This is a genomic window from Vibrio sp. 2132-1, from assembly GCF_033344315.1.
In genome coordinates this window covers 1-1,561 of the sequence record NZ_JAWPON010000055.1, presented here as the reverse complement: position 1 = coordinate 1,561, position 1,561 = coordinate 1, and the positions used below count along the sequence as shown (strand labels likewise).

Annotated in this window: 1 protein-coding gene; it reads left to right on the top strand. The window is 48.6% G+C overall.

Going from position 1 to position 1,561, the window contains the following annotated elements; genetic code table 11:
• A partial coding sequence (locus R8N47_RS23370; RefSeq protein WP_276385191.1) for a Tn3 family transposase occupies positions 1-1,561 on the top strand: 1,561 nt, incomplete at both ends.

Sequence of the window (1,561 nt, the reverse complement as noted above, 5' to 3'; positions counted from 1 at the left end):
TGAATGACAGGGATATCCAGACCCTCTGCCTTTACCTGAAAAAACAGAAACGGACCGTGGAAGAGTACCAGTGGCAATATTATGACGAACAACGAAACCTTCTGGAACAGTTGTTAAGACCAGTGTTCCTGTGCCTTGAATGTGAGGCCGGTAAAGGCTCAGAAGCCGTCGTCGCCCAACTTCAAAAGATGCAAACGGAAATTGTATCCGGTGAATCACTGATGACAATGGATACGTCGCTTATCCCCAAAAAGCACCTCCCATGGCTGGTGAAACAGGATAACGTTAATCCGCAACGTTATGAATGGCTGCTCTACCGGCAGTTAACTTCACGACTGAACGGACGTATTTATCTGTCAAATGTCACCAAATACCGGGCACTGGAAGACGACCTGATCCCCCAAACATCGCAGGATGCACTGCTGGAGTCATCAACGCTGGACAGACTAAAACAACCTGTTGACGCATTGTTACAGGAGAAACAACATCGACTGGAAAGCGCGCTCAAAGACGTGGCGCGCCATATTGATGAGGGAGATAATCGCAATGTAATCATGAAAAATCGCTCGGGCACCCGCTGGCACCTGCCAACAAAAGGCGCTACATCTCTGGTCAACAATCCCTTCTTTAAGCGAATGCAGCCAGTCGGTATCGCGGATGTCCTGCGGTATGTTGAGCGCGAAACCGGGTTTATGCGATGCCTGACACATGTGCTGCCAATACAAAAACAGGGAACTACTCATCAGGATGATTTACTGGCCATTCTGATTGCTAACGCCACTCACCGTGGTGTGTATGGTATGGCGCAGATCTCCGACCGCAGTTATGAACACCTGAGTACAGTACAGGCTAACTATATCCGACCTGAAACGCTGCATGATGCCAGCGACGTGATCAATAATGCGGTGGCTTCATTACCCATCTTCCGCCACTACCATATTCAGGAGGACCAGTTGCACGCCAGTGCGGATGGTCAGAAATTCGAAACGCATCTGGAAACGTTTAAAACCCGGTATTCCTCGAAGTACTTCGGTACCAATAAAGGGATCACGGCCATGACCCTGGTCGCCAATCACAGCGCGCTGAATGCACGGATAATCGGCTCCAACGAGCATGAATCACACTATATCTATGATCTGTTGCAATCCAACAGCAGCGATATCAAACCTGACGTACTCTCGACAGATACACACGGTGTCAATCACGTCAACTTCGCTTTATTGGATCTATGCGGCTACAGCTTTGCACCGCGATACGCGCAATTTAACAGCGTCATCAACGATCTGTTTGAGGTGACTGAAAATGAACAATGTAACACCATACTTGCGCTGAAGAAACCCATCAGGACGGGGGTCATCGAAACGGGATGGCAGGATATCAGGCGTATTGTCCTGTCACTTCAGACAAAACGAACAACACAGGCAATACTGGTGAGAAAACTGTCTGGTTATCCTTCAGGACACCCGATATTACAGGCGCTGACAGAGTATAATCGACTGGTTAAAGCGCAATATTTACTTGACTACATCGACGATGCCAGTTTGCGGCAGTATGTGCAACG